The organism is Buttiauxella sp. BIGb0471 (genome assembly GCF_024807715.1).
Taxonomy (GTDB): domain Bacteria; phylum Pseudomonadota; class Gammaproteobacteria; order Enterobacterales; family Enterobacteriaceae; genus Buttiauxella; species Buttiauxella agrestis.
Map to the genome: position 1 here is coordinate 1 of NZ_JANUEU010000012.1, position 26009 is coordinate 26009.

45 protein-coding genes and 1 pseudogene are annotated in these 26009 nt (G+C 48.5%); 39 read left to right on the forward strand and 7 right to left on the reverse strand.

All coding sequences use genetic code 11. The annotated features are described in order from the left end of the window. The 3 genes and pseudogenes from tuf to bfr form a co-directional block, all read left to right on the forward strand. Nucleotides 1–177: pseudogene (gene tuf, locus M2371_RS21200) on the forward strand (elongation factor Tu); the annotation flags it as partial. A 150-nt stretch (nt 178–327) separates the two neighbouring features. Next, nucleotides 328–522 (forward strand): bacterioferritin-associated ferredoxin, encoded by a 195-nt coding sequence (bfd, locus tag M2371_RS21205; protein WP_034461786.1) that lies wholly within the window; start codon nt 328–330, stop codon nt 520–522. A 72-nt stretch (nt 523–594) separates the two neighbouring features. Beyond that, a complete protein-coding gene (bfr, locus tag M2371_RS21210; RefSeq protein ID WP_034499033.1) occupies nt 595–1071 on the forward strand; it encodes a bacterioferritin in 477 nt (158 codons plus the stop codon). Here bfr and M2371_RS21215 read toward each other — a convergent pair. After that, nucleotides 1055–1567, reverse strand: a complete 513-nt coding sequence (locus M2371_RS21215) for an A24 family peptidase (RefSeq protein WP_259268629.1) — start codon at nt 1565–1567, stop codon at nt 1055–1057. The genes bfr and M2371_RS21215 overlap by 17 nt on opposite strands. Nucleotides 1568–1952: 385 nt before the next feature. Here M2371_RS21215 and rpsJ point away from each other — a divergent pair, with 385 nt between their 5' ends. The 30 genes from rpsJ to M2371_RS21365 all read left to right on the forward strand — a co-directional run bounded on the left by rpsJ (nt 1953) and on the right by M2371_RS21365 (nt 16472). Further along, entirely contained in the window at nt 1953–2264 is a 312-nt protein-coding gene (gene rpsJ, locus M2371_RS21220; protein ID WP_034461784.1) for a 30S ribosomal protein S10, read from the forward strand. Nucleotides 2265–2295: 31 nt separating this feature from the next. Then, nucleotides 2296–2925 (forward strand): 50S ribosomal protein L3, encoded by a 630-nt coding sequence (gene rplC / locus M2371_RS21225; RefSeq protein WP_034461783.1) that lies wholly within the window; start codon nt 2296–2298, stop codon nt 2923–2925. Nucleotides 2926–2935: 10 nt separating this feature from the next. Next, nucleotides 2936–3541 carry a 50S ribosomal protein L4 gene (gene rplD, locus M2371_RS21230; RefSeq protein WP_034499031.1) on the forward strand — a complete coding sequence of 202 codons (606 nt, stop codon included), beginning with the start codon at nt 2936–2938 and terminating at the stop codon, nt 3539–3541. Continuing rightward, nucleotides 3538–3840 (forward strand): 50S ribosomal protein L23, encoded by a 303-nt coding sequence (gene rplW / locus M2371_RS21235; RefSeq protein WP_034499029.1) that lies wholly within the window; start codon nt 3538–3540, stop codon nt 3838–3840. The genes rplD and rplW overlap by 4 nt, the downstream gene beginning before the upstream one ends. Before the next feature lie 17 nt (nt 3841–3857). Continuing rightward, nucleotides 3858–4679 (forward strand): 50S ribosomal protein L2, encoded by an 822-nt coding sequence (gene rplB / locus M2371_RS21240; protein WP_034499027.1) that lies wholly within the window; start codon nt 3858–3860, stop codon nt 4677–4679. A 16-nt stretch (nt 4680–4695) separates the two neighbouring features. Then, a complete protein-coding gene (rpsS, locus tag M2371_RS21245; protein WP_001138115.1) occupies nt 4696–4974 on the forward strand; it encodes a 30S ribosomal protein S19 in 279 nt (92 codons plus the stop codon). A 13-nt stretch (nt 4975–4987) separates the two neighbouring features. After that, nucleotides 4988–5320, forward strand: a complete 333-nt coding sequence (rplV, locus tag M2371_RS21250; protein ID WP_034461779.1) for a 50S ribosomal protein L22 — start codon at nt 4988–4990, stop codon at nt 5318–5320. A 17-nt stretch (nt 5321–5337) separates the two neighbouring features. Then, nucleotides 5338–6039, forward strand: coding sequence for a 30S ribosomal protein S3 (gene rpsC / locus M2371_RS21255; RefSeq protein ID WP_000529945.1), 702 nt, complete (start codon nt 5338–5340; stop codon nt 6037–6039). A gap of 12 nt (nt 6040–6051) precedes the next feature. Next, nucleotides 6052–6462, forward strand: coding sequence for a 50S ribosomal protein L16 (rplP, locus tag M2371_RS21260; protein WP_008927134.1), 411 nt, complete (start codon nt 6052–6054; stop codon nt 6460–6462). Continuing rightward, on the forward strand, nt 6462–6653 hold the full coding sequence (gene rpmC / locus M2371_RS21265) for a 50S ribosomal protein L29 (protein ID WP_008457158.1): 192 nt from the start codon (nt 6462–6464) through the stop codon (nt 6651–6653). Before rplP ends, rpmC begins: the two co-directional genes overlap by 1 nt. Then, entirely contained in the window at nt 6653–6907 is a 255-nt protein-coding gene (rpsQ, locus tag M2371_RS21270) for a 30S ribosomal protein S17 (protein ID WP_034499024.1), read from the forward strand. Before rpmC ends, rpsQ begins: the two co-directional genes overlap by 1 nt. A 166-nt stretch (nt 6908–7073) precedes the next feature. Beyond that, nucleotides 7074–7445 (forward strand): 50S ribosomal protein L14, encoded by a 372-nt coding sequence (gene rplN / locus M2371_RS21275; RefSeq protein WP_002438705.1) that lies wholly within the window; start codon nt 7074–7076, stop codon nt 7443–7445. Nucleotides 7446–7455: 10 nt separating this feature from the next. Continuing rightward, nucleotides 7456–7770 (forward strand): 50S ribosomal protein L24, encoded by a 315-nt coding sequence (gene rplX, locus M2371_RS21280; RefSeq protein WP_034461774.1) that lies wholly within the window; start codon nt 7456–7458, stop codon nt 7768–7770. 14 nt (nt 7771–7784) lie between these two features. Beyond that, nucleotides 7785–8324: a 50S ribosomal protein L5 gene (gene rplE / locus M2371_RS21285; protein ID WP_034461772.1), complete on the forward strand. Its 540-nt coding sequence runs from the start codon at nt 7785–7787 to the stop codon at nt 8322–8324. A gap of 13 nt (nt 8325–8337) precedes the next feature. Further along, nucleotides 8338–8643 (forward strand): 30S ribosomal protein S14, encoded by a 306-nt coding sequence (gene rpsN / locus M2371_RS21290; RefSeq protein WP_034499021.1) that lies wholly within the window; start codon nt 8338–8340, stop codon nt 8641–8643. A 30-nt stretch (nt 8644–8673) separates the two neighbouring features. Further along, on the forward strand, nt 8674–9066 hold the full coding sequence (gene rpsH / locus M2371_RS21295) for a 30S ribosomal protein S8 (RefSeq protein WP_034461770.1): 393 nt from the start codon (nt 8674–8676) through the stop codon (nt 9064–9066). A 13-nt stretch (nt 9067–9079) separates the two neighbouring features. Then, nucleotides 9080–9613, forward strand: coding sequence for a 50S ribosomal protein L6 (rplF, locus tag M2371_RS21300; protein WP_034461769.1), 534 nt, complete (start codon nt 9080–9082; stop codon nt 9611–9613). A 9-nt stretch (nt 9614–9622) separates the two neighbouring features. After that, nucleotides 9623–9976 carry a 50S ribosomal protein L18 gene (rplR, locus tag M2371_RS21305; RefSeq protein WP_034461768.1) on the forward strand — a complete coding sequence of 118 codons (354 nt, stop codon included), beginning with the start codon at nt 9623–9625 and terminating at the stop codon, nt 9974–9976. A gap of 14 nt (nt 9977–9990) precedes the next feature. Further along, nucleotides 9991–10491 (forward strand): 30S ribosomal protein S5, encoded by a 501-nt coding sequence (rpsE, locus tag M2371_RS21310; RefSeq protein WP_034461766.1) that lies wholly within the window; start codon nt 9991–9993, stop codon nt 10489–10491. Nucleotides 10492–10497: 6 nt separating this feature from the next. Then, nucleotides 10498–10677 carry a 50S ribosomal protein L30 gene (rpmD, locus tag M2371_RS21315; RefSeq protein ID WP_004846568.1) on the forward strand — a complete coding sequence of 60 codons (180 nt, stop codon included), beginning with the start codon at nt 10498–10500 and terminating at the stop codon, nt 10675–10677. A 3-nt stretch (nt 10678–10680) separates the two neighbouring features. Continuing rightward, nucleotides 10681–11115 carry a 50S ribosomal protein L15 gene (rplO, locus tag M2371_RS21320; protein WP_034499019.1) on the forward strand — a complete coding sequence of 145 codons (435 nt, stop codon included), beginning with the start codon at nt 10681–10683 and terminating at the stop codon, nt 11113–11115. Nucleotides 11116–11122: 7 nt separating this feature from the next. Then, nucleotides 11123–12454, forward strand: coding sequence for a preprotein translocase subunit SecY (secY, locus tag M2371_RS21325; RefSeq protein WP_034499015.1), 1332 nt, complete (start codon nt 11123–11125; stop codon nt 12452–12454). 30 nt (nt 12455–12484) lie between these two features. Further along, the gene (gene rpmJ, locus M2371_RS21330; RefSeq protein ID WP_000868187.1) at nt 12485–12601 is read left to right on the forward strand and encodes a 50S ribosomal protein L36; all 117 of its coding nucleotides are present in this window, start codon (nt 12485–12487) and stop codon (nt 12599–12601) included. A 146-nt stretch (nt 12602–12747) separates the two neighbouring features. Next, nucleotides 12748–13104 carry a 30S ribosomal protein S13 gene (gene rpsM / locus M2371_RS21335; protein WP_034461763.1) on the forward strand — a complete coding sequence of 119 codons (357 nt, stop codon included), beginning with the start codon at nt 12748–12750 and terminating at the stop codon, nt 13102–13104. Between the two features lie 16 nt (nt 13105–13120). Beyond that, the gene (gene rpsK / locus M2371_RS21340) at nt 13121–13510 is read left to right on the forward strand and encodes a 30S ribosomal protein S11 (RefSeq protein WP_004138423.1); all 390 of its coding nucleotides are present in this window, start codon (nt 13121–13123) and stop codon (nt 13508–13510) included. Nucleotides 13511–13541: 31 nt separating this feature from the next. Beyond that, complete coding sequence (gene rpsD, locus M2371_RS21345; RefSeq protein WP_034461762.1) at nt 13542–14162, forward strand: 30S ribosomal protein S4; 621 nt, start codon at nt 13542–13544, stop codon at nt 14160–14162. A 25-nt stretch (nt 14163–14187) separates the two neighbouring features. Next, entirely contained in the window at nt 14188–15177 is a 990-nt protein-coding gene (locus M2371_RS21350; protein WP_034461761.1) for a DNA-directed RNA polymerase subunit alpha, read from the forward strand. Nucleotides 15178–15217: 40 nt separating this feature from the next. Continuing rightward, nucleotides 15218–15604, forward strand: a complete 387-nt coding sequence (rplQ, locus tag M2371_RS21355) for a 50S ribosomal protein L17 (RefSeq protein ID WP_034461760.1) — start codon at nt 15218–15220, stop codon at nt 15602–15604. Between the two features lie 143 nt (nt 15605–15747). Next, nucleotides 15748–16167 carry a Zn(2+)-responsive transcriptional regulator gene (gene zntR / locus M2371_RS21360; RefSeq protein WP_172893071.1) on the forward strand — a complete coding sequence of 140 codons (420 nt, stop codon included), beginning with the start codon at nt 15748–15750 and terminating at the stop codon, nt 16165–16167. Between the two features lie 62 nt (nt 16168–16229). Next, a complete protein-coding gene (locus M2371_RS21365; RefSeq protein WP_172893072.1) occupies nt 16230–16472 on the forward strand; it encodes an alternative ribosome-rescue factor A in 243 nt (80 codons plus the stop codon). Here M2371_RS21365 and mscL read toward each other — a convergent pair. From mscL to def, 5 genes are all read right to left on the reverse strand, one after another. Then, a complete protein-coding gene (gene mscL / locus M2371_RS21370; protein ID WP_172893073.1) occupies nt 16447–16860 on the reverse strand; it encodes a large-conductance mechanosensitive channel protein MscL in 414 nt (137 codons plus the stop codon). The genes M2371_RS21365 and mscL overlap by 26 nt on opposite strands. A gap of 160 nt (nt 16861–17020) precedes the next feature. Beyond that, complete coding sequence (gene trkA, locus M2371_RS21375) at nt 17021–18397, reverse strand: Trk system potassium transporter TrkA (RefSeq protein ID WP_034499005.1); 1377 nt, start codon at nt 18395–18397, stop codon at nt 17021–17023. A gap of 47 nt (nt 18398–18444) precedes the next feature. Further along, complete coding sequence (rsmB, locus tag M2371_RS21380; protein ID WP_172893074.1) at nt 18445–19734, reverse strand: 16S rRNA (cytosine(967)-C(5))-methyltransferase RsmB; 1290 nt, start codon at nt 19732–19734, stop codon at nt 18445–18447. Between the two features lie 76 nt (nt 19735–19810). Further along, entirely contained in the window at nt 19811–20758 is a 948-nt protein-coding gene (gene fmt / locus M2371_RS21385; RefSeq protein WP_259268630.1) for a methionyl-tRNA formyltransferase, read from the reverse strand. A 21-nt stretch (nt 20759–20779) separates the two neighbouring features. After that, a complete protein-coding gene (def, locus tag M2371_RS21390; RefSeq protein ID WP_034498997.1) occupies nt 20780–21289 on the reverse strand; it encodes a peptide deformylase in 510 nt (169 codons plus the stop codon). 128 nt (nt 21290–21417) lie between these two features. On the opposite strand from def, the gene dprA reads away from it, so the two are divergent. The 6 genes from dprA to M2371_RS21420 are packed head-to-tail and all read left to right on the forward strand — an operon-like array spanning nt 21418 to nt 25214. Further along, entirely contained in the window at nt 21418–22542 is a 1125-nt protein-coding gene (gene dprA / locus M2371_RS21395) for a DNA-protecting protein DprA (RefSeq protein WP_259268631.1), read from the forward strand. Continuing rightward, nucleotides 22514–22987, forward strand: a complete 474-nt coding sequence (gene smg, locus M2371_RS21400; protein ID WP_034461751.1) for a DUF494 family protein Smg — start codon at nt 22514–22516, stop codon at nt 22985–22987. The genes dprA and smg overlap by 29 nt, the downstream gene beginning before the upstream one ends. Nucleotides 22988–23011: 24 nt before the next feature. Next, nucleotides 23012–23554: a type I DNA topoisomerase gene (locus tag M2371_RS21405; RefSeq protein ID WP_034498991.1), complete on the forward strand. Its 543-nt coding sequence runs from the start codon at nt 23012–23014 to the stop codon at nt 23552–23554. A gap of 6 nt (nt 23555–23560) precedes the next feature. Next, nucleotides 23561–24133, forward strand: a complete 573-nt coding sequence (tsaC, locus tag M2371_RS21410) for an L-threonylcarbamoyladenylate synthase type 1 TsaC (protein WP_259268632.1) — start codon at nt 23561–23563, stop codon at nt 24131–24133. Between the two features lie 8 nt (nt 24134–24141). Next, nucleotides 24142–24960 (forward strand): shikimate dehydrogenase, encoded by an 819-nt coding sequence (aroE, locus tag M2371_RS21415; protein ID WP_259268633.1) that lies wholly within the window; start codon nt 24142–24144, stop codon nt 24958–24960. Further along, a complete protein-coding gene (locus M2371_RS21420; RefSeq protein WP_172893079.1) occupies nt 24957–25214 on the forward strand; it encodes a DUF1488 domain-containing protein in 258 nt (85 codons plus the stop codon). The genes aroE and M2371_RS21420 overlap by 4 nt, the downstream gene beginning before the upstream one ends. Here M2371_RS21420 and M2371_RS21425 read toward each other — a convergent pair. Then, nucleotides 25190–25744 (reverse strand): gamma carbonic anhydrase family protein, encoded by a 555-nt coding sequence (locus tag M2371_RS21425; RefSeq protein WP_172893080.1) that lies wholly within the window; start codon nt 25742–25744, stop codon nt 25190–25192. The genes M2371_RS21420 and M2371_RS21425 overlap by 25 nt on opposite strands. Between the last annotated feature and the right edge of the window lie 265 nt (nt 25745–26009).

Sequence of the window (26009 nt, forward strand, 5' to 3'; positions counted from 1 at the left end):
GACGTGACTGGCACCATCGAACTGCCAGAAGGCGTTGAGATGGTAATGCCGGGCGACAACATTCAGATGGTTGTTACCCTGATCCACCCAATCGCAATGGACGACGGTCTGCGTTTCGCAATCCGTGAAGGCGGCCGTACTGTAGGCGCTGGTGTTGTTGCTAAAGTTATCGCTTAATCGCTGATACCTTTATATGAAAAAAGAGCGCTTAGGCGCTCTTTTTTTTTGCATTTTTTGCCGCTTATCACGTGCATCAAACATGCGTGTGCTATTGTAATCATAACTATTCTCATTTACACTTTGCGCGTAATTTGAACGGGAGTGCTTATGTACGTTTGTTTGTGTAATGGTGTAAGTGATAAAAAAATTCGGCAGGCTGTACGCCAGTTTCATCCACAATCTTTCCAGCAGCTTCGCAAGTTTGTGCCAGTGGGAAACCAATGTGGCAAGTGCATTCGCGCAGCAAGAGAAATCATGCAAGAAGAGTTATTGCAGATCCCAGAATTTAAAGAGATTGCCTAAGCCAGTCACTTTTTTTTGACTTACTCCGTGCTACATCTACGCTTCATGTAGTGGAAGCGGAGGGAGTAAAAAATGAAAGGTGATATTAAGATAATAAATTATCTCAATAAATTATTGGGAAACGAGCTTGTCGCGATCAATCAGTATTTTCTCCATGCGAGAATGTTCAAAAACTGGGGCTTAATGCGCCTCAACGAAGTGGAATACCACGAATCCATCGATGAAATGAAACACGCCGATAAATATATCGAGCGAATTTTGTTCCTCGAAGGCATTCCTAACCTACAAGACTTAGGCAAACTTCACATCGGAGAGGATGTCGAAGAAATGCTTCAGTCCGATCTCAACTTAGAAATGGATGGCGCTAAAGATTTACGTGAAGCCATTGCGTACGCAGATACCATTCATGACTATGTTAGTCGGGATATGATGATACAAATTCTTGCCGAAGAAGAGCATCACATCGACTGGTTAGAAACTGAATTGGACCTCATTTCAAAAATTGGTTTGCAAAACTATCTACAATCGCAAATCAAAGAAGGAAACTGAGTTCTTTAAACTGTGGGAAGGAAGAGCAAATCCATCCTACAGAACCACCCGCTATCGCCAGGTTTGGTCCGAAAGGTAGCGGAGTGGTAGCAAGTGAAAGACGATTCGTCAGTAACAGTTTTGATATCAAGGCACATAGCAATCCGGATGTTGCCGCCGCTAATGTTATCCATCCTAAATTCTGCCAACCATGCCATGCCCCCAAAGCCGCTAACAATTTCATGTCGCCGTATCCAATTCCTTCCCAGCCTCGCCAGTAATAGTAAATCCAATAGAGTACCCATAAACTCAAATACCCGATGATGGCTCCAACTACACAGTCAGATAAGTGTTCAGGCGCGAAACAGATTTGAAATAGTAATCCAGACCATAGAAGAGGGTAGTTCAGTCTATCCGGTAGCAACATGCTTCGATAATCAATCCAGGCCAGGCGCAGTAAAAGTCCAATATGCAGGACAATAAAAAGTAAAAGGACCAGGGTAGAGGAGATAAACATTACGTAAGATACTCTTCAAAAAGATATCTTCTCAGGCTAGTGAAATGAACGGGTCAAAGCAAAATGACAAATGCTGATTTACGAGGGGCCTTCCCAAAAAGTTCTCCCGGGCATCATCGAAGACATTTACCTTGCAAAGAGAATCGTATTTCCACACAAAAGATTGTTTAATTCGTATCCATGGCTTGCTTAAGGTGCAGATTTACGTATAATGCGCGGGCCTGTCTTAATCGATGGCTGGCTCGATATGAGCCTGACAGTGAAGCTACTGTCGACAATGTTCCCAATTGGGGAACTATGTATGAACGATTACACTCCCCCATCAATCGTAATGGGTGCGAGTAGTAATTTTTTTCGTCTATAAAATAATTGGAGCTATGGTCTCATGCAGAGCCAAAGAATCCGTATCCGCCTTAAAGCGTTTGATCATCGTCTGATCGATCAATCAACTGCGGAAATCGTCGAGACTGCTAAGCGCACTGGTGCGCAAGTACGTGGTCCGATCCCGCTGCCGACCCGCAAAGAGCGCTTTACCGTTCTGATCTCTCCGCACGTCAACAAAGACGCGCGTGATCAGTACGAAATTCGCACTCACAAGCGTCTGGTTGACATCGTTGAGCCAACTGAGAAAACCGTTGATGCTCTGATGCGTCTGGATCTGGCTGCTGGTGTTGACGTGCAGATCAGCCTGGGTTAATCAGGTCATTGACGATTGAGAGGTTGAAACAATGATTGGTTTAGTCGGTAAAAAAGTGGGTATGACCCGTATCTTCACAGAAGACGGCGTTTCTATCCCAGTAACCGTGATCGAAGTAGAAGCAAACCGTGTTACTCAGGTTAAAGACCTGGCTAACGACGGCTACCGTGCTGTTCAAGTTACCACTGGCGCTAAAAAAGCTAGCCGTGTAACTAAGCCGGAAGCTGGTCACTTCGCTAAAGCTGGCGTAGAAGCTGGCCGTGGCCTTTGGGAATTCCGTCTTGCAGAAGGCGAAGAGTTCACTGTAGGTCAAGACATTAGCGTTGAGCTGTTTGCTGAAGTTAAAAAAGTTGACGTAACTGGCACCTCTAAAGGTAAAGGTTTCGCAGGTACCGTTAAGCGCTGGAACTTCCGTACCCAGGACGCTACACACGGTAACTCCTTGTCTCACCGCGTTCCGGGTTCTATCGGTCAGAACCAGACTCCGGGCAAAGTGTTCAAAGGCAAGAAAATGGCAGGCCAACTGGGCAACGAACGTGTAACTGTTCAGAGCCTGGATGTAGTACGCGTTGACGCTGAGCGCAACCTGCTGCTGGTTAAGGGTGCAGTTCCGGGTGCAACCGGTAGCGACCTTATTGTTAAACCAGCTGTGAAGGCGTGAGGAGATAGCAATGGAATTAGTATTGAAAGACGCGCAAAGCGCGCTGACTGTTTCCGAAACTACCTTCGGTCGTGATTTCAACGAAGCGCTGGTACACCAGGTTGTAGTTGCTTATGCAGCTGGTGCCCGTCAAGGTACTCGTGCTCAGAAGACCCGTGCTGAAGTAACTGGTTCCGGTAAAAAGCCGTGGCGCCAGAAAGGTACCGGCCGTGCGCGTTCAGGTTCTATCAAGAGCCCGATCTGGCGTTCCGGTGGCGTAACCTTCGCTGCTCGCCCGCAGGACCACAGTCAAAAAGTTAACAAAAAGATGTACCGCGGAGCGCTGAAAAGCATTCTGTCCGAACTGGTACGTCAGGATCGTCTGATCGTTGTCGAGACGTTCTCTGTTGAAGCGCCTAAAACTAAGCTGCTTGCTCAGAAACTGAAAGACATGGCCCTGGAAGATGTGCTGATCGTAACTGGCGAACTGGATGAGAATCTGTTCCTGGCTGCGCGTAACCTGCATAAGGTTGACGTGCGCGATGCAGCAACAATCGATCCAGTTAGCCTGATCGCCTTCGACAAAGTCGTTATGACTGCTGATGCAGTTAAGCAAGTTGAGGAGATGCTGGCATGATCCGTGAAGAACGTCTGCTGAAAGTACTGCGCGCGCCGCACGTATCTGAAAAAGCATCTATGGCGATGGAAAAAACAAATACCATCGTTCTCAAAGTTGCAAAAGACGCGACCAAAGCAGAGATCGTTGCTGCTGTTGAGAAACTGTTCGAAGTTGAAGTTAAAGGCGTTAATACCTTGGTTGTTAAAGGTAAAACTAAGCGTCATGGACAGCGTATCGGTCGTCGTAGCGACTGGAAAAAAGCTTACGTCACCCTGAAGGAAGGCCAGAATCTGGACTTCGTCGGCGGCGCTGAGTAAGTCGGAGGAGAAAAACAATGGCAGTTGTTAAATGTAAACCGACATCTCCGGGTCGTCGCCACGTAGTTAAAGTGGTCAACCCTGAGCTGCATAAGGGCAAACCATTTGCTCCGCTGGTTGAAAAAAACAGCAAATCCGGTGGCCGTAACAACAATGGTCGTATCACTACTCGTCACATCGGTGGTGGTCACAAGCAGGCTTATCGTATTGTTGACTTTAAACGCAACAAAGACGGTATCCCGGCAATTGTTGAACGTCTTGAGTACGATCCGAACCGTTCTGCGAACATCGCACTGGTTCTGTACAAAGATGGCGAACGCCGTTACATCCTGGCCCCTAAAGGCCTGAAAGCTGGCGACCAGATTCAATCTGGCGTTGATGCTGCAATCAAAGCAGGTAACACCCTGCCGATGCGCAATATCCCGGTTGGTTCTACCGTTCATAACGTAGAAATGAAACCAGGTAAAGGCGGTCAGCTTGCACGTTCTGCTGGTACCTATGTGCAGATCGTTGCACGTGATGGTGCTTACGTTACCCTGCGTCTGCGTTCTGGTGAAATGCGTAAAGTCGAAGCTGACTGCCGTGCAACCATGGGCGAAGTCGGTAACTCTGAGCATATGCTCCGCGTTCTGGGTAAAGCAGGTGCTGCACGCTGGCGTGGTGTTCGTCCTACCGTTCGCGGTACTGCGATGAACCCAGTCGACCACCCACATGGTGGTGGTGAAGGTCGTAACTTTGGTAAGCACCCGGTAACTCCGTGGGGCGTTCAGACCAAAGGTAAGAAGACCCGCAGCAACAAGCGTACTGATAAATTCATCGTACGTCGCCGTAGCAAATAATTTTAGAGGATAAGCCATGCCACGTTCTCTCAAGAAAGGTCCTTTTATTGACCTGCACTTGCTGAAGAAGGTAGAGAAAGCGGTGGAAAGCGGTGACAAGAAGCCCCTGCGCACTTGGTCCCGTCGTTCAACGATCTTTCCTAACATGATCGGTTTGACCATCGCTGTCCATAATGGTCGTCAGCATGTTCCGGTATTTGTTTCCGACGAAATGGTCGGTCACAAACTGGGTGAATTTGCACCGACACGTACTTATCGCGGCCACGCTGCTGATAAAAAAGCCAAGAAGAAATAAGTAGGAGGAAGAGATGGAAACTTTAGCTCAACATCGCCACGCTCGTTCTTCTGCTCAAAAGGTTCGCCTTGTTGCAGACCTTATTCGCGGTAAGAAAGTGTCGCAGGCACTGGAAATTTTGACCTTCACCAACAAGAAAGCTGCGGTATTGGTCAAGAAAGTTCTGGAATCTGCCATTGCTAACGCTGAACACAACGATGGCGCTGACATTGACGATCTGAAAGTCGCGAAAATCTTCGTAGACGCAGGCCCAAGCATGAAGCGCATTATGCCGCGTGCAAAAGGTCGTGCAGATCGCATCCTGAAGCGCACCAGCCACATTACTGTGGTTGTGTCCGATCGCTGAGACTCTGGAGACTAGCAATGGGTCAGAAAGTACATCCTAATGGTATTCGCCTGGGTATTGTAAAACCTTGGAACTCTACTTGGTTTGCGAACACCAAAGAATTCGCTGACAACCTGGACAGCGATTTTAAAGTTCGTCAGTACCTGACTAAGGAACTGGCGAAGGCGTCTGTATCTCGTATCGTTATCGAGCGTCCAGCTAAGAGCATCCGTGTGACTATTCACACTGCTCGCCCTGGCATCGTAATCGGTAAGAAAGGCGAAGACGTAGAAAAACTGCGCAAGGTCGTAGCGGATATCGCTGGCGTTCCTGCACAGATCAATATCGCCGAAGTTCGTAAGCCTGAACTGGACGCAAAATTGGTTGCTGATAGCATCACTTCACAGCTGGAACGTCGTGTTATGTTCCGTCGTGCTATGAAGCGTGCTGTACAGAATGCCATGCGTCTGGGCGCTAAAGGTATCAAAGTTGAAGTTAGCGGCCGTCTGGGTGGCGCTGAGATCGCACGTACCGAATGGTATCGTGAAGGTCGCGTGCCATTGCACACACTGCGTGCTGACATTGACTACAACACCTCTGAAGCGCACACCACTTATGGTGTAATCGGCGTTAAAGTGTGGATCTTTAAAGGTGAGATCCTGGGTGGGATGGCTGCTGTTGAACAACCGGAAAAACCGGCTGCTCAACCTAAAAAGCAGCAGCGTAAAGGCCGTAAGTAAGGAGAGTCGCTGATGTTACAACCAAAGCGTACAAAATTCCGTAAAGTGCACAAAGGCCGCAACCGTGGTCTGGCTGCCGGTACGGATGTTAGCTTCGGCACTTTCGGTCTGAAAGCTGTTGGCCGTGGTCGTCTGACTGCACGTCAGATCGAAGCAGCACGTCGTGCAATGACCCGTGCAGTTAAGCGTCAGGGTAAGATCTGGATCCGTGTATTCCCGGACAAACCGATCACCGAAAAGCCGCTTGAAGTGCGTATGGGTAAAGGTAAAGGCAACGTAGAGTATTGGGTTGCCTTGATTCAGCCTGGCAAAGTCCTGTATGAAATGGACGGCGTACCAGAAGAGCTGGCCCGTGAAGCATTCAAGCTGGCAGCAGCGAAACTGCCGATTAAAACCACCTTTGTAACTAAGACGGTGATGTAATGAAAGCAAAAGAGCTGCGTGAAAAGAGTGTTGAAGAGCTGAACACCGAGCTGCTGAATTTGCTGCGTGAGCAGTTCAATCTGCGTATGCAAGCAGCAAGTGGCCAGCTGCAACAGACTCACCTGCTGAAGCAAGTGCGTCGTGATGTTGCACGTGTTAAGACTTTATTGACTCAGAAGGCGGGTGCGTAATGACCGATAAAATCCGTACTCTGCAAGGTCGCGTGATTAGCAACAAAATGGAGAAATCCATCGTTGTTGCTATCGAACGTGTGGTGAAGCACCCGATTTACGGTAAATTCATCAAACGTACGACCAAACTGCACGTACATGACGAGAGCAATGAATGTGGTATCGGTGACGTGGTTGAAATCCGCGAATGCCGTCCACTGTCCAAGACTAAGTCCTGGACGCTTGTTCGCGTTGTAGATAAAGCTGTTCTGTAATACAGTGAGCTTTGTCTAACGAATAAACGGCTCAGTAAATGAGCCGTTTATTTTTTCTACCCATATTCAGGAACCGGTGTTATAATGCCGCGCCCTCGTTTATGGGGCTTTTTAACGACCTAATTATGGGTCCCGAAGTAGTAGTTGACATTAGCGGAGCACTGAAATGATCCAAGAACAGACTATGCTGACCGTAGCCGACAACTCCGGCGCGCGTCGCGTAATGTGTATCAAGGTTCTGGGTGGCTCGCACCGTCGCTACGCAGGCGTCGGCGACATCATCAAAATTACCATCAAGGAAGCAATTCCTCGTGGTAAGGTGAAGAAAGGCGATGTCCTGAAAGCGGTAGTGGTGCGCACCAGGAAGGGTGTTCGTCGCCCGGACGGTTCTGTCATTCGCTTCGATGGTAATGCATGCGTTATTTTAAATAATAACAGCGAGCAACCAATCGGCACGCGTATTTTTGGGCCGGTAACTCGTGAACTGCGTAATGAAAAGTTCATGAAAATTATCTCTCTGGCACCAGAAGTACTCTAAGGAGCGAATCATGGCAGCTAAAATCCGTCGTGATGACGAAGTTATCGTGTTAACCGGTAAAGATAAAGGTAAGCGCGGTAAAGTTAAGAATGTCTTGTCTTCCGGCAAGCTAATTGTTGAAGGTATTAACCTGGTTAAGAAACATCAGAAGCCGGTTCCGGCCCTGAACCAACCAGGTGGCATCGTTGAAAAAGAAGCTGCTATTCAAGTTTCTAACGTTGCACTCTTCAATGCGGCAACCGGCAAGGCTGACCGTGTAGGCTTTAGATTCGAAGAGGGCAAAAAAGTCCGTTTCTTCAAGTCTAACAGCGAAACTATCAAGTAATTTGGAGTAGTACGATGGCGAAACTGCATGATTACTACAAAGACGAAGTAGTTACAAAACTCATGACTGAGTTTAACTACAATTCTGTCATGCAAGTCCCTCGGGTCGAGAAGATCACCCTGAACATGGGTGTGGGTGAAGCGATCGCTGACAAGAAACTGCTGGATAACGCAGCAGCTGACTTGACAGCAATCTCCGGTCAAAAGCCGTTGATCACCAAAGCACGCAAATCAGTTGCAGGCTTCAAAATCCGTCAGGGCTATCCGATCGGCTGTAAAGTAACTCTGCGTGGCGAACGCATGTGGGAGTTTCTTGAGCGCCTGATCACCATTGCTGTACCGCGTATCCGTGACTTCCGTGGCTTGTCCGCTAAGTCATTCGATGGTCGAGGTAACTACAGCATGGGTGTCCGTGAGCAGATCATCTTCCCAGAAATCGACTATGACAAAGTCGATCGCGTTCGTGGTTTGGATATTACCATTACCACTACTGCGAAATCTGATGATGAAGGCCGTGCTCTGCTGGCAGCCTTTAACTTCCCATTCCGTAAGTAAGGTAGGGTTACTAATGGCTAAGCAATCGATGAAAGCACGCGAAGTCGTTCGCGTGAAACTGGCCGACAAATACCGCGCTAAACGCGAGGAATTGAAAGCTATCATCTCTGGTGTGAACTCATCCGACGAAGATCGTTGGGATGCTGTTCTTAAGCTGCAGTCTCTGCCGCGTGATTCCAGCCCGTCCCGTCAGCGTAACCGCTGCCGCCAAACTGGTCGTCCGCATGGTTATGTGGGCAAATTCGGGTTGAGCCGTATCAAGCTTCGTGAAGCCGCTATGCGCGGTGAAGTACCTGGCTTGAAGAAGGCTAGCTGGTAATATCCAATTGAATCACGGGAGTAAAGACAGATGAGCATGCAAGATCCGATCGCGGATATGCTGACCCGTATCCGTAACGGTCAAGCCGCGAATAAAGTTGCGGTCACCATGCCTTCCTCCAAGCTGAAATTGGCAATTGCCAACGTGCTGAAAGAAGAAGGCTATATTGAAGATTTTAAAATCGAAGGCGACATCAAGCCTGAACTGGAACTGACTCTTAAGTATTTCCAGGGCAAGGCTGTGGTAGAGAGCATTCAGCGAGTCAGCCGCCCAGGTCTGCGCATCTATAAGAAAAAAGATGAGCTGCCTAAAGTTATGGCCGGTATGGGTATTGCTGTCGTTTCTACCTCTAAAGGTGTTATGACTGATCGTGCAGCGCGCCAAGCTGGTCTTGGTGGCGAAATTATCTGCTACGTAGCCTAATTGGAGGAATAAAATGTCTCGTGTTGCTAAAGCACCGGTCGTTATTCCTGCTGGCGTAGAGGTAAAACTCAACGGTCAGGTTATTTCGATCAAAGGTAAGAACGGCGAGCTGACTCGTACAATCAACGATGCTGTTGAAGTTAAACACGCTGATAATGCACTGACTTTCGCTCCACGTGAAGGTTTTGCTAACGCGTGGGCCCAAGCGGGTACCACTCGTGCGCTGTTAAATGCAATGGTTATCGGTGTTACCGAAGGCTTCACTAAGAAGCTGCAGCTGGTTGGTGTAGGTTATCGTGCAGCAGTTAAAGGCAATGCGGTGAGTTTGGCCCTGGGCTTCTCTCATCCTGTTGAACATGCTCTGCCAGCGGGAATCACTGCTGAATGTCCAACTCAAACTGAAATCGTGCTGAAAGGCGCTGATAAGCAGATGATTGGACAAGTGGCTGCTGATCTTCGCGCCTACCGTCGTCCTGAGCCTTATAAAGGCAAGGGTGTTCGTTACGCCGACGAAGTCGTGCGTACCAAAGAGGCTAAGAAGAAGTAAGGTAACACTATGGATAAGAAATCTGCTCGTATCCGTCGTGCGACCCGCGCACGTCACAAGCTCAAAGAACTGGGTGCGACTCGTTTGGTGATTCACCGTACGCCTCGTCATATTTATGCACAGGTTATCGCACCGAACGGTTCAGAAGTCCTGGTAGCTGCATCTACTGTAGAGAAAGCTATCGCTGAGCAACTGAAGTACACTGGAAATAAAGACGCCGCTACAGCTGTGGGTAAAGCTGTTGCAGAGCGCGCACTGGAAAAAGGTATTACGAAAGTATCCTTTGACCGTGCTGGTTTCCAATATCATGGTCGTGTCCAGGCACTGGCAGATGCTGCCCGTGATGCTGGCCTTCAGTTCTAAGGTAGAGGTGTAAGATGGCTCACATCGAAAAACAAGCTGGCGAACTGCAGGAAAAGCTGATCGCGGTAAATCGCGTATCTAAAACCGTTAAAGGTGGTCGTATTTTCTCCTTCACTGCTCTGACAGTGGTTGGCGATGGTAACGGTCGCATTGGTTTTGGTTACGGAAAAGCGCGTGAAGTTCCAGCAGCTATCCAGAAAGCGATGGAAAAAGCCCGTCGCAACATGATTAACGTCGCGCTGAACCACGGCACCCTGCAGCACCCTGTTAAAGGTGTGCACACAGGCTCTCGTGTGTTCATGCAGCCGGCTTCCCAGGGTACCGGTATTATTGCCGGTGGTGCAATGCGCGCCGTTCTGGAAGTCGCTGGAGTTCATAACGTTTTGGCTAAAGCATATGGTTCCACCAACCCGATTAACGTGGTTCGTGCAACTATTGATGGCCTGGCGAATATGAAGTCTCCGGAAATGGTCGCTGCCAAGCGTGGTAAATCCGTTGAAGAAATTCTGGGGTAATTGACCATGGCAAAGACTATTAAAATTACACAAACCCGCAGTGCAATCGGTCGTCTGCCGAAACACAAGGCAACGCTGCTTGGCCTGGGTCTGCGTCGTATTGGCCACACCGTAGAGCGCGAGGATACTCCTGCTGTACGTGGTATGGTCAACGCGGTTTCCTACATGGTTAAAGTTGAGGAGTAAGAGATGCGTTTAAATACTCTGTCTCCGGCCGAAGGGTCTAAGCACGCTTCCAAGCGTCTGGGTCGTGGTATCGGTTCTGGCCTCGGTAAAACCGCTGGTCGTGGTCACAAAGGTCAGAACTCTCGTTCTGGCGGTGGCGTACGTCGTGGTTTTGAAGGTGGTCAGATGCCGTTGTACCGTCGTCTGCCGAAGTTTGGTTTCACCTCTCGCAAAGCAATGATCACCGGTGAGATTCGTCTCTCTGATCTGGCGAAAGTTGAAGGCGACGTAGTTGACCTGAACACGCTGAAAGCAGCAAACATTATCGGTATTCAGATTGAATTCGCGAAAGTGATTCTGTCTGGCGAGGTTTCTCGTCCGGTAACTGTTCGCGGCCTGCGTGTCACTAAAGGCGCTCGTGCTGCTATCGAAGCTGCTGGCGGTAAAATCGAGGAATAAGTAGCAGATGGCAAAGCAACCGGGATTAGATTTTCAAAGTGCTAAAGGCGGGCTAGGTGAGCTGAAACGCAGACTGATGTTTGTTATCGGTGCGCTGATTGTTTTCCGCATTGGCTCTTTTATTCCGATCCCTGGTATTGATGCCGCTGTACTTGCCAAACTGCTTGAGCAACAGCGAGGCACTATCATTGAAATGTTTAACATGTTCTCTGGTGGTGCTCTCAGCCGTGCTTCTATCTTTGCATTGGGTATCATGCCGTATATTTCGGCATCGATTATTATCCAGCTGTTAACGGTGGTTCATCCAGCGTTAGCAGAGTTGAAGAAGGAAGGGGAATCTGGCCGTCGTAAGATTAGTCAGTACACCCGTTACGGAACTCTGGTGCTGGCAATATTCCAGTCAATCGGTATTGCTACCGGTTTACCGAATATGCCTGGTATGCAGGGCCTGGTGTTAAACCCAGGCTTTGCATTCTACTTCACAGCTGTTGTGAGTCTTGTCACGGGAACGATGTTCCTTATGTGGCTGGGCGAACAGATTACTGAGCGTGGTATCGGTAACGGTATCTCAATCATAATCTTCGCTGGTATTGTTGCGGGTTTGCCGCCGGCCGTTGGCCATACTATCGAACAAGCAAGGCAAGGCGACCTGCACTTCCTTCTGTTGCTGTTGGTTGCAGTACTAGTATTCGCAGTGACCTTCTTCGTTGTTTTTGTTGAACGTGGTCAACGCCGCATTGTGGTAAACTACGCAAAACGTCAACAAGGTCGTCGTGTCTATGCTGCGCAGAGCACGCATTTACCGCTGAAAGTGAATATGGCTGGTGTTATTCCAGCAATCTTTGCTTCCAGTATTATTCTGTTCCCTGCGACGATTGCATCGTGGTTCGGGGGCGGAACCGGTTGGAACTGGCTGACTACAATTTCGCTGTATTTGCAGCCTGGGCAACCGCTTTATGTGTTACTCTATGCGTCTGCAATCATCTTCTTCTGTTTCTTCTATACGGCGTTGGTTTTCAACCCTCGTGAAACAGCAGATAACCTGAAGAAGTCCGGTGCATTTGTACCAGGAATTCGTCCGGGAGAACAAACGGCGAAGTATATTGATAAAGTAATGACCCGCCTGACCTTGGTTGGTGCGTTGTACATTACCTTTATCTGCCTAATCCCGGAGTTCATGCGTGACGCAATGAAAGTGCCTTTCTACTTCGGTGGAACCTCACTGCTCATTGTTGTCGTGGTTATCATGGACTTTATGGCTCAAGTGCAAACTCTGATGATGTCAAGTCAGTACGAGTCTGCATTGAAGAAAGCGAATCTGAAAGGCTACGGCCGTTAATAGTCGCTTGAGAAGTTACGGAGAGTAAAAATGAAAGTTCGTGCTTCCGTCAAGAAATTATGTCGTAACTGCAAAATCGTTAAGCGTGACGGTGTTATTCGCGTGATTTGCAGCGCCGAACCGAAGCATAAACAGCGTCAAGGCTGATTATCTCGCATATTTTTCTTGCAAAGTTGGGTTGAGCTGGCTAGATTAGCCAGCCAATCTTTTGTATGTCTATGCGTTTCCATTTGAGTATCCTGAAAACGGGCTTTTCGGTATGGGACGCATAATCTAAATAGTAGGAGTGCATAGTGGCCCGTATAGCAGGCATTAACATTCCTGATCAAAAACATACCGTGATCGCTTTAACTTCGATCTACGGTGTAGGCAAGACTCGTTCAAAGGCCATTTGTGCTGCGGCGGGTATCGCTGAAGATGTTAAGATCAGAGAGCTGTCTGAAGAACAAATCGACACGCTGCGTGACGAAGTTGCCAAATTTGTCGTTGAAGGTGATCTACGCCGTGAAGTGAGTATGAGCATCAAGCGTCTGATGGACCTTGGTTGCTATCGCGGTTTGCGTCATCGTCGTGGTCTGCCAGTACGCGGTCAGCGTACGAAGACCAACGCACGTACCCGTAAGGGTCCGCGCAAACCGATCAAGAAATAATCGGGGTGATTGAATAATGGCAAAGGCACCAGTTCGTGCACGTAAGCGTGTAAGAAAACAAGTCTCTGACGGCGTGGCTCATGTCCATGCTTCTTTCAACAACACAATCGTTACTATTACTGATCGTCAGGGTAATGCATTGGGTTGGGCAACTGCCGGTGGTTCCGGTTTCCGTGGCTCTCGCAAGTCCACTCCGTTCGCAGCTCAGGTTGCAGCAGAGCGTTGCGCAGAAGCTGTGAAAGAATACGGTATCAAGAACCTTGAAGTTATGGTTAAGGGACCGGGTCCAGGCCGCGAATCTACTATTCGTGCTCTGAACGCCGCTGGTTTCCGCATCACTAATATTACTGATGTGACTCCGATCCCTCACAACGGTTGTCGTCCGCCGAAAAAACGTCGCGTATAACGCTCGTTTTTAGGAATGTTGGAGAAAGAAAATGGCAAGATATTTGGGTCCTAAGCTCAAGCTGAGCCGTCGCGAGGGCACAGACCTGTTCCTGAAGTCTGGTGTTCGCGCGATCGATACCAAGTGTAAAATTGAACAAGCCCCTGGCCAGCACGGTGCGCGTAAACCGCGTCTGTCTGACTATGGTGTGCAGTTGCGTGAAAAGCAAAAAGTTCGCCGTATGTTCGGTGTTCTGGAGCGTCAGTTCCGTAACTACTATAAAGAAGCAGCTCGTCTGAAAGGCAACACCGGTGAAAACCTGTTGGCTCTGCTGGAAGGTCGTCTTGACAACGTTGTTTACCGTATGGGCTTCGGTGCTACTCGTGCAGAATCACGTCAGCTCGTTAGCCACAAAGCAGTAATGGTAAATGGTCGCGTTGTTAACATCGCTTCTTATCAGGTAACTCCGAATGACGTAGTTAGCATCCGTGAGAAAGCCAAAAAGCAATCTCGCGTGAAGGCCGCTCTGGAGCTGGCTGAACAGCGTGAAAAGCCAACCTGGCTGGAAGTTGATGCTGCTAAGATGGAAGGTGTGTTCAAGCGTAAGCCTGAGCGTACAGATCTGTCTGCGGACATTAACGAACACCTGATCGTCGAGCTTTACTCCAAGTAAGGCTTAGTACCAAAGAGAGGACACAATGCAGGGTTCTGTGACAGAGTTTCTAAAACCGCGCCTGGTAGATATCGAGCAAGTGAGTTCGACGCACGCCAAGGTGACCCTTGAGCCTTTAGAGCGTGGCTTTGGCCATACTCTTGGTAATGCACTGCGCCGTATTCTGCTCTCATCGATGCCGGGTTGCGCGGTGACAGAGGTTGAGATTGATGGTGTACTACATGAGTACAGCACCAAAGAAGGCGTTCAGGAGGATATCCTGGAAATCCTGCTCAACCTGAAAGGGCTGGCGGTGAGAGTTCAAGGTAAAGATGATGTTATTCTTACTCTGAATAAGTCTGGCATTGGCCCTGTGACTGCAGCCGATATCACCCATGATGGTGATGTCGAAATCGTCAAGCCGCAGCATGTGATCTGCCACCTGACCGATGAGAACGCATCTATTAGCATGCGTATCAAAGTTCAGCGCGGTCGCGGTTATGTGCCGGCCTCTGCCCGAATTCATTCGGAAGAAGATGAGCGCCCAATCGGACGTTTGCTGGTCGACGCTTGCTACAGCCCTGTAGAGCGAATTGCCTACAATGTTGAAGCTGCGCGTGTAGAACAGCGCACCGACCTGGATAAGCTGGTCATCGAAATGGAAACCAACGGCACAATCGATCCTGAAGAGGCGATTCGTCGTGCGGCAACCATTCTGGCTGAACAACTTGAAGCTTTCGTTGACTTACGTGATGTACGTCAACCAGAAGTTAAAGAAGAGAAACCAGAATTCGATCCGATCCTGCTGCGCCCTGTTGACGATCTGGAATTGACTGTCCGCTCTGCTAACTGCCTTAAGGCAGAAGCTATCCACTATATCGGTGATCTGGTACAGCGTACCGAAGTTGAGCTGCTCAAAACGCCTAACTTGGGTAAAAAATCTCTTACTGAGATTAAAGACGTGCTGGCTTCCCGTGGTTTGTCTCTGGGCATGCGCCTGGAAAACTGGCCACCGGCAAGCATCGCTGACGAGTAACCGGATCACAGGTTAAGGTTTTACTGAGAAGGATAAGGTCATGCGCCATCGTAAGAGTGGTCGTCAACTGAACCGCAACAGCAGCCATCGCCAGGCTATGTTCCGCAACATGGCAGGTTCACTGGTTCGTCATGAGATCATCAAGACGACTCTGCCTAAAGCGAAAGAGCTGCGTCGCGTAGTTGAGCCGCTGATTACTCTTGCCAAGACTGATAGCGTTGCTAATCGTCGTCTGGCATTCGCCCGCACTCGTGATAACGAGATCGTGGCAAAACTGTTTAATGAATTGGGTCCGCGCTTTGCAGCGCGTACTGGTGGTTACACTCGTATTCTTAAGTGTGGCTTCCGTGCTGGTGATAACGCTCCGATGGCTTACATCGAGCTGGTTGACCGCGCCGAATCTCAAACAGAAGCTGCTGCAGAGTAATCTGTAGTAACGTGAAAAAACCGGGCTTGCCCGGTTTTTTTATATCTGAAATTCCCCTCCGGCATTAATTCATCGTATCTTTGTTGTATCTCTTACCAGCAGGAACAACATACGTTACTTCATAAAATTGATGAGGAATGAATATGTTTCGTATTGGAGAGTTGGCCAAACTGGCGGACGTTACACCTGATACCATTCGTTATTACGAAAAGCAGCAAATGATGGCTCATGAAGTCAGGACTGAAGGTGGATTCAGACTTTACAGCGAAAGTGATTTACAGCGTTTGAAATTCATCCGTTATGCCAAGCAGTTAGGCTTCACTCTTGAAACGATCCGTGAACTTTTGTCTATCCGAGTTGATCCCGAACATCATACATGCCAGGAATCAAAGAGCATTGTGCAGTCGAGGCTGCTCGAAGTTGAGTCGAAAATTAAAGAATTACAGCATATGAAAAGGTCACTACAAAGACTGAATGATGCCTGCTGTGGCAGCGCTCATAGCAGTGAGTATTGTTCAATTCTCGAGGCGCTTGAGCAAGGTGCGAGGCAGCGAAAAGAATAAATTGCAGTCCGATATGTGCAGGCATAGAATAATGCCGTTATTTTAATCTATCTGGAGTTTTTATGAGTAAGTATCAGCATAAAAAAGGTGTCATCAGGGATAATGCTATCGAGGCTTTGCTGCATGATCCGCTGTTTCGCCAACGAGTTGAGCAGAATAAGAAAGGGAAGGGTAGTTATCAACGAACAGCAAAACATGCAAAACGAGGTAACTGGGAGGCCAGTGGCAAACAAGCAAATTGCTTTTTTACCACTGGCCTTCCTGTTTTAACTAGCGCAATCAGATTCGCTCATTCTGCTGTTTAAGCAGATCGCGGATTTCGCTGAGTAATATTTCTTCTTTGGTTGGCGCCGGTGGCGCTGCAGGTTCTTCTTTTTTCTTACGATTCAGTTGGTTTAGCGCTTTGATTGCCATGAAGATTGCGAAAGCAACGATCACGAAGTCAAAAATATTTTGAATAAATACGCCGTAATGCATTACCACTGCCGGAATATCTCCAATTGCGGGTCTTAGCGTTATAGCGAATTGTTTAAAATCAACGCCACCAATCAATAACCCCAGTGGTGGCATAATAATATCTGCGACCAGAGACGAAACGATTTTCCCGAATGCTGCACCAATAATGACACCCACTGCCAAATCAACAACATTTCCGCGCATCGCGAATTCGCGAAATTCTTTTAACATGCTCATTTTTCTCTCCTTGTTCCGGCTGACGTTAATAAGTCTAACAAATGATGACTCGATTGCCATTACATCAGGAAATAAGAATTTATCGCCAATTCAATAGCTTTAGTAAGGTTTATCGAGATTGAAAGTGAAATGGGCAGAAATGTAATCTGCCCAAAAGTGACTACAGGAAGAATGGACTTGGCTGGAACAGGCGTTCTACATCGCTAACAAATTTCTTATCTGTCAGGAACATAATGACATGGTCACCTTGTTCGATGCGTAAATTGTCATTTGCGATCATAACGTCATTACCACGAACTACTGCACCGATAATCGTCCCTGGTGGAAGCTTTATCTCATCAATAGAGCGTCCTACTACACGTGAAGTACTCTCATCACCGTGAGCAACGGCTTCAATCGCTTCGGCTACACCACGGCGCAAAGATGAAACGCTCACGATATCAGCTTTCCGCACGTGCCCCAGAAGTGCCGAAATGGTGGCTTGTTGCGGTGAAATTGCAATATCAATTACACTGCCCTGCACAAGGTCCACGTAAGCTTTACGTTGAATAAGAACCATAACTTTTTTGGCTCCCATACGTTTAGCCAACATAGCAGACATAATATTTGCTTCATCATCGTTGGTGACGGCGATAAACAAATCTACCTGCTCGATATGCTCTTCAGCCAGCAGCTCCTGATCGGAAGCATCGCCGTAAAATACGATGGTATTTTGCAGCATTTCCGCAAGTTCGGCTGCGCGCTGTGGATCGCGTTCAATAAGCTTAACGCTGTAATCTTTTTCAAGGCGTTGCGCCAGACCTGCACCAATATTACCGCCACCAACGAGCATGATGCGCTTATACGGTTTTTCCAGACGCTGTAGCTCACTCATCACCGCTCGAATATGCTGAGATGCGGCAATGAAGAAGACTTCATCCCCAGCTTCAACGATGGTTGAACCTTGCGGGCGAATAGGTCGGTCGTGACGGAAAATAGCGGCGACACGAGTTTCGATATGCGGCATATGCTCACGCATTGTCGAAAGGGCATTCCCTACTAATGGACCACCGTAATAGGCTTTCACTACCGCAAGACTGACTTTCCCTTCTGCGAAATTCACGACCTGAAGCGCACCAGGATACTCAATCAGACGATAAATATTGTCGATAACTAATTGTTCTGGCGCGATAAGATGGTCAATTGGCACGGCTTCAGCGTTAAACAAACGCTCGGCGTCACGCACGTAATCTGGCGCACGGATACGCGCAATTCGGTTTGGCGTGTTAAACAACGAATACGCCACCTGGCAGGCGATCATATTCGTTTCATCAGAACTGGTAACAGCAACCAGCATATCGGCATCGTCAGCACCTGCTTCACGTAAAACACGTGGATGCGAGCCGTGCCCCTGCACAACTCGTAAATCGAACTTATCCTGCAAGCTGCGTAGACGGTCCTGATTAGTATCAACAACGGTAATATCGTTGTTCTCACCAACCAGGTTTTCTGCCAGTGTGCCGCCAACCTGGCCAGCACCGAGAATTATTATTTTCATTGTTTATAGCTTCATGGGTGATGAAACCTAAGACTCAGCAAACTGAATCAGCTCTTAATTAGCTTAGCGTAAAAGAAGCCGTCACCGTCTTCCTGGGAAGGTAGATTCTGGATCCCCGGCTTTTCAGTTGTACCCGTTTCAACCAGTTTTGCTTCTGGATGCAGAGCAAGGAACGCGGCGACTTGCTGGCAATTCTCTTCCGGCAGGATAGAGCAGGTCGCGTAGACCAGTGTTCCACCTGTTTTCAATTTTGGCCAGATAGCTTCAAGAATCTCTTTTTGCAGCGCGGCTAATTCAGCGATGTCACGGTCACGACGCAGCCATTTGATATCTGGATGGCGTCGAATAACCCCTGTTGCTGAACATGGAGCATCAAGAAGAATACGATCAAATTGCTGGTTGCCACACCACTGCTCAGGGTAACGACCATCGCCTTTTTTCACATCAGCGGTCATTCTCAAACGTTGTAGATTTTCGTGGACTCGTTTCAGACGCTGTTCATCAATGTCTACTGCCATGACATGCGCTTTTGGGGCTGCTTCCAGAATATGTGTCGTTTTTCCGCCCGGTGCCGCACACAAATCCAGGATCGTATCGCCATTTTGCGGATCAAGCAGATCAACACAACCCTGAGCCGAAGCATCCTGAACAGTAACCCAGCCCTCTTCAAATCCAGGCAGTGCATGCACTGGAGCTGGAGCCTCCAGACGCACAGCGTCGCGATATTGCGGGTGAGCATGACCTTCAAGACCTTTTTCAGCCAGTAATGCCATCCACTCTTCACGCGTTTGATGCTGACGGTTCACGCGTAGCCACATTGGTGGACGCTGATTGTTAGCCTCAATGATTGATTGCCACTGATTGGGGTAGGCTTTTTTTAAACGTTGCAGCAACCAGGAAGGATGTAAAAAACGACTTTCGTGTTTAGCCGCTTCCGCCATTAATTCTGCTTGCTGCCGTTGGAACTGGCGCAGAACGCCATTAATCAGCCCTTTCAGCGACTGGCGTTTAATTGCCACCGCGCCTTCAACTGTTTCTGCCAGAGCGGCATGAGCAGGAATTCGGGTATAAAGCAGCTGATAAAAACCCACCATAATCAGATAGTGGATGGTGCGTTGCTTGCCGGTCATTGGACGGGACATCAATTTGCCAATCAGCCATTCTAGCTGCGGCAAGGTGCGTAATACACCAAAGCAAAGTTCTTGTAGTAAGGCTCTATCTTTGTCAGAGACTTTTTGTTGCATGGCTGGTAGGACATTGCTGAGTGACTGTCCCTGTTCCACAACTTGTTCAATCGTCTGTGCGGCCATACTGCGAAGATTTAGTGTTTTTTTCATAACAACGCTCTGGTTTTCCGGCGCTTAAAAACAAAAATGCCCAGGTGTTTGACCTGGGCGCAAAGAATTTCTTTTATCAGGCGAGAAGCGCGCCTGGCTTAAACCATTCGCTGCGAGAGTTCAGAAGATCCTGAGCGCTCATTGCTTTTTTACCTGCGGGTTGAAGCGATTCCAGATTTAAAATTCCTTCACCTGTTGCCACCTGAATACCCTGCTTACTGGCTTCAATGATTGTTCCAGGAGTTGCTTTAGCAGGCTGGTTAATCACGGATGCTTGCCAGATTTTGACAGGTTGACCGTCAATTTCCAGCCAACTCATTGGCCACGGGTTAAATGCACGGATATTGCGCTCGAGCTGTGCCGCAGAAAGTGACCAATCGACGCGGGCCTCTTCCTTGCTGAGCTTTTCAGCGTAAGTCACTAATTCTTCATTCTGAGTTTCAGGTTTTGCAGTGCCTGCTGATAACTGGCTTAATGTTTCCAGTAATCCCTGAGGACCAAGATCTGCCAGTTTATCGTACAACGTTGCACTGGTATCTGTTGCTTCAATTGGGCATGCGAGTTTAACCAGCATATCGCCAGTATCCAGACCAACATCCATCTGCATGATAGTTACGCCAGTTTCAGCATCACCTGCCCATAACGAACGTTGGATAGGTGCCGCACCGCGCCAGCGTGGCAGCAGTGACCCGTGCACATTGATGCAACCCAGGCGAGGCATATCAAGAACTGCTTTTGGCAGAATCAAACCGTAAGCCACGACAACCATCACATCCGCATCCAGGTTGGAAACCAATTCCTGATTTTCAGCAGGGCGCAATGACGCAGGTTGAAAAATGGGGATACTCTTTTCCGTCGCCAACACTTTGACCGGACTCGGCATCAGCTTTTTACCACGTCCAGCGGGCCTGTCGGGTTGTGTGAATACGCCAACAACCTGGTGCTGAGAAGACAACAGCGCATCTAGATGACGCGCTGCGAAGTCAGGTGTGCCAGCGAAAATAATACGTAGTGAATCAGACACATTATTCCCTTTTGTGATGGATTAGGCGCTCTTATTCAGACGAGCCATTTTTTCCAGTTTCTGACGAATACGCTGACGTTTCAACGGCGAAAGATAATCGACGAAAAGTTTACCAACCAGGTGATCCATCTCGTGCTGGATACAGATAGCCAGCAGGCCATCAGCTTCGAGTTCGTACGGCTTACCTTCACGATCGAGCGCGCGGATTTTGACTTTTTCCGCACGTGGAACCAGCGCACGTTGTTCAGGAATAGACAGACAACCTTCTTCGATACCTGTTTCACCGCTTTTTTCCAGCAGTTCAGGGTTAATCAACACCAGGCGTTCATCGCGATTCTCGGAAACATCAATCACGATAATACGTTGATGGATATCCACCTGCGTTGCTGCCAGGCCAATACCTTCCTCTGCGTACATTGTCTCGAACATGTCATCGACAATCCGCTGAATCTCCGCATTCACCTCTTTAACCGGCGTCGCAACAGTGCGAAGGCGCTCGTCCGGAAAATGTAATACCTGCAAAACTGACATAAATATCCAGAGCTGTGTTCAATTGATAGAAAGATTATTACCTCTATTCTAGACATTTCCCCGCCTGATTGACAGCATCAGTGACCAATCGCAAGGATTGCTTTTATAGCTTATGGCAGGGGGAAGTTATGCCAACAAAAGAGATTTGGTTACGCCTTATGGCTGTTCAAAGCTTGAGTGGCGATAAGCTATTAAAAATTGCCCATTTCTTAATGAGTGAACCAGAGTATTCGGCATTCTCGCTGGATAAAGCGGGGTTGTCTGCTCCACAGATATCTCAGTTTCTGGCACTCAGTAATAAAGAGTTGGAAGCATCATTCAGTTGGCTTGAACAACCTAATCATCATCTCCTGACTGCAGATGACCCAGCATATCCCGAGCAACTACGAGCAATCGACTGCTACCCCGCAGCGCTATTTGTCGCGGGTGATGTGGCGCTTCTTTCCAGTAATCAGCTTGCTGTAGTGGGTAATCGCGGCCTTACTCTTTACGGCGAACGTTGGTGCCGAATGTTTTGTGAGCCACTCGCTACAGCTGGGTTAACAATAACCAGTGGCCTGGCTTTGGGTATTGACGCGGTAGCACACCGCACAGCACTCAATGTTCATGGGAAAACAGTCGCGGTATTGGGAAACGGTCTGGCAGAAATCTACCCCAAACGGCATAAGCAGTTGGGTCAGCAGATCATTGCTGAAGGGGGGGCGGTAATATCTGAGTTTCCACTTACGACCTCGCCGTATCCTGGTAACTTCCCTCGCAGAAATCGCATCATTAGTGGTCTAAGCCGGGCTGTATTTGTTGTGGAGGCGAGTGAGCGCAGCGGTTCGTTGGTGACAGCGCGTTATGCCCTCGAACAAGGCCGTGAATTGTTTGCGTTACCTGGGGCCGTGGGAAGCCCGGGGAGCGAAGGCCCGCATTGGTTGATTAAGCAGGGGGCAACTCTTGTGAGCCGTCCTTCAGATATTCTCGAGTATCTGGAAAACGAGCTGCAATGGCTTCCGTCACCTCACAAAGCATTAATATATTCACACAATGAAGGGGATCGTACATTGCCATTTCCTGAGCTGTTGGCTAACGTAGGAGATGAGGTTACACCTGTTGACGTCGTCGCTGAACGTGCCGGCCAACCTGTGCCAGTTACGGTAGCCCAGCTACTCGAACTGGAGTTAGCAGGATGGATCGCAGCTGTACCCGGCGGCTATGTCCGATTGAGGAGGGCATGCCATGTTCGACGTACTAATGTACTTATTTGAAACCTACATCCACAACGAAGTGGAAATGCGAGTTGATCAAGATAAATTGACGCGTGATCTCGCCGATGCTGGTTTTGATCACGAAGACATTTATAACGCTCTTGTATGGCTTGAAAAGCTGGCGGACTATCAAGATGGTCTGACTGAACCCATGCAACTGGCCGCTGATCCTCTTTCTATGCGTATGTATACCGCAGAAGAATGCCAGCGACTTGATGCAACTTGTCGGGGGTTTTTACTGTTCCTGGAACAGATTCAGGTGCTGAATCTCGAAACCCGTGAAATGGTCATTGAACGAGTATTGGCGCTAGACACCGCTGAGTTTGAGCTGGAAGACTTAAAGTGGGTGGTGCTAATGGTACTGTTCAATATTCCGGGTTGTGAAAACGCATATCAACAAATGGAAGAATTACTCTTCGAAGTAAATGAAGGTATGCTGCACTAAATTAAAGTCGCAGCACGAGATGTTATGACCAAATCAGCACTGTTCACTGTGCCTAAAAATGAACCCTGTCCTCAATGCGGGGCAGGGTTAGTGATTCGTTCCGGTAAACATGGCCCTTTTCTTGGCTGTTCTCATTACCCGGAATGCGATTATGTGCGTCCGCTAAAAAACCAGGCTGACGGCCATATAGTTAAAGTACTGGAAGGCCAGCTCTGCCCGTTATGCCAGGAGAACCTTGTTCTACGCCAGGGGCGTTTTGGTATGTTCATTGGTTGTAGCAACTATCCTTCCTGCGAGCACACGGAAGTTATCGACAAACCAGATGAAACGGCAATCAATTGTCCCCAATGCCAGCAGGGAAAATTAGTCCAGCGCCGTTCCCGATTTGGCAAAACATTTTGGTCTTGTGATAGCTACCCGACATGTCAGTTTGTTATCAACAGCAAACCGGTAGCGGGCGAATGCCCTGCATGTCACTATCCTTTACTTATCGAAAAGAAAACCGCACAGGGCTTAAAACATCTTTGTGCCAGTAAACAATGTGGAAAGCCGGTAACGGCGGAATAAAAGCTTGTGAAGACAAACCTGCAAAAAGAGCAACTCGTAGAGATCGTTGCCGCCTTAAAAGAACAACAAGTCATCGCTTATCCAACCGAAGCTGTATTCGGTGTCGGTTGTGATCCTGACAGTGAATTAGCCGTTACGCGTTTGCTTGAGTTAAAACATCGCCCTGTCGACAAAGGCCTTATTCTGATTGCTGCGAATTTCGAGCAACTTGTTCCTTATATAGATAGCTCCGCACTTTCACAAAAGCAGCGAGACGATGTGTTTTCTTGCTGGCCAGGACCTGTGACTTTTGTTTTTCCTGCACTTCCTTCAACGCCGCGCTGGCTGACAGGGCGGTTTGATTCCCTGGCTGTGAGAGTCACGGACCACCCTTTAGTCCGCGATTTATGCGAGGCGTTTGGCAAACCTTTGGTTTCCACCAGTGCCAATTTATCCGGCCTGCCTCCGTGTCGCACTGCTGATGAAGTGTCGCTGCAATTTGGCGATAACTTCCCGGTATTACGTGGTGATACCGGAGGCCGCCAGAATCCTTCTGAAATTCGTGACGCTTTGACCGGCCAACTTTTCCGCCAGGGGTAATTTAATTAATGGAAACCTTTGCCGTTTTTGGTAACCCAATTCAGCACAGCAAATCACCGCAAATACACAAGATGTTTGCTGAGCAACTAACAATCGAGCATCCATATGGTCGAGTGTTGGCACCTGTTGATGCTTTTAATGAAACACTGGAGCAATTTTTCCAGGCTGGCGGCAAAGGCATCAACATTACCGTTCCTTTTAAGGAGCAGGCATTCGCTCGGGCAGATGAACTGACTGAACGTGCAGCATTAGCCGGAGCGGTGAATACTCTCAAACGGCTGGACGATGGCCGCCTGTTGGGGGACAACACTGACGGTATTGGGTTGTTAACCGACCTGGAACGGTTGTCCTTCATTAAACCGAGGCAGCGTATTTTGTTGTTAGGTGCTGGTGGCGCGGCAAGAGGGGTATTATTGCCATTGCTTTCGCTTGATTGCGCAGTAACGATAGTTAACCGAACTCTTTCCCGGGCACAAGAACTCGCGAAGCTCTTTAGCCACACCGGCAGTATTAAGGCGTTGGCGCAGTGTGACCTCGATGGTCATGAATTTGATCTCATTATCAATGCGACTTCGAGCGGAATCGCCGGTGATATTCCAGCAATCCCGGCGTCGCTGCTTTCGCGCAACGTTTATTGCTACGACATGTTCTACCAAAAGGGTGAAACACCCTTCCTGCTTTGGTGCAAACAACACGGCGTTCAACACTACGCTGACGGTTTGGGAATGCTGGTGGGGCAAGCTGCCCATGCATTTTTACTGTGGCATGGAAGATTACCTGAAATTGCACCCGTAATAGAGAAGCTAAAACAGGAAATGTCGCAGTGAACCAGGCGATCCAGTTTCCCGATCGTGAATGGTGGGACGATCAGCTCCAGGCTATATGCTTTCCAGCGGTAGTAAATGGGTTTCAAGTGATGTGTGGCATTTCCGGGGAGATTATCGCCAGCCGCTATGGTGGCGATAATAAGGAATCATGGCTCGAGCACTTTCGTCTTCATCGTTGGGACCTGGAAGAAGAAGCTGAGGCTATGATTGCCGAAGACGAAGATGACGGTCAAGGCTGGGTCTGGCTTTCCTGAATAAGGTATTCATCTTTCCATCGTACATAGTTATTGGCTGAGTATTTTAAGCCTTCCCGTTCTTCTGGTGTGAGCGGGCGAATCTGTTTAACCGGACTGCCCAAATAAAGGTAGCCACTTTCAAGTCGCTTGTGTTGTGGCACCAGACTTCCCGCACCAATCATTACGTCATCTTCTATTACTACTCCATCCAGCAAAATCGACCCCATACCGACAAGCACTCGATTGCCAATAGTGCAGCCATGCAGCATGACCTTGTGTCCAACAGTTACATCTTCGCCGACAACTAGCGGATTGCCTTCCGGGTTGTAGGCGGATTTATGCGTGACGTGTAGAACACTGCCATCCTGAATATTGCTACGAGCACCAATAGCGACATAGTTAACGTCACCACGAATGGCGACTAGCGGCCAGATACTCACATCATCGGCAAGACGTACATCGCCAATTACTACGCTTGAACTATCAAGCATCACTCGTTGGCCGACTTTAGGGTAAGTTTTTTGAAAAGGTCGTAATACTGCGGACATAAACACCTCTGGAAGTTCTCTTCGTAGATAGACTGTGGCTGCTTTCTTAACCGATGGCAAGGAGGGAAACCGTCAAAAACAGGCGAGATCGAACACGATCGCAGCGAAAAGGGCGAAAACTAATCAGTCAGTAGAAAAGATCGAAAAAAGGGTTGTGCAATAAAAAGAGATCCCTATAATGCGCCTCCATCGACACGGAACATGTGAACAACATCACAGAGTCACGGCGGCGATGAGAGTCAAATATCCTGAAATTAAGGGTTGA